We start from the raw sequence: 472 nt of genomic DNA, 5'->3' as shown, positions 1-472 counted from the left end.
CATTTTTTGTGGGGCGGGTTCAGGGTCAGGATTGCTGTTTTGCTTCGTACATGGCTTTGTCTGCGCCATCAATCAGCTCGTTGACGCTGACAAACTCTTCATTGCCGGTGGCATTGATACCTATGCTGATGGAGAACTCGGGATAGGCGGTGGTGAAGCTGGCCTCAATGCGGTCGCTGATGTGCAGCGCCGTCGCCCGGCTGGCTTCCGGCAGGATGACGCAGAACTCATCGCCGCCGATCCGGCAGGGGAAGTCGGTGTTGCGGCAGGACTCGGCGATGGCCTGCCCCAGGGTCTGGAGCACCTCGTCTCCTTTGGCATGGCCGAAGGTGTCGTTGATGAACTTGAACTTGTTGACGTCGATGTAGATGACTGAGAGATAGCTCTTGCGGCGGATAGCGGCGTTGAGCTCGCGGTTGATGGTACTCATCATGGCGCGCTTGTTGTAGAGCTCGGTGAGGGGATCCCGCTC

1 protein-coding gene is annotated in these 472 nt (G+C 58.3%); it reads right to left on the bottom strand.

What is annotated here, in order from left to right:
• Nucleotides 1–25: 25 nt before the first annotated feature.
• A partial coding sequence (locus BN1119_RS20630) for a GGDEF domain-containing protein (RefSeq protein WP_167335451.1) occupies nt 26–472 on the bottom strand: 447 nt, incomplete at its 5' end.

The sequence above is a fragment of the Aeromonas bivalvium genome (assembly GCF_000819765.1).
Taxonomy (GTDB): domain Bacteria; phylum Pseudomonadota; class Gammaproteobacteria; order Enterobacterales; family Aeromonadaceae; genus Aeromonas; species Aeromonas bivalvium.
The sequence above is the reverse complement of the archived record's forward strand: the minus strand, read 5'-3'. Positions and strand labels throughout refer to the sequence as shown.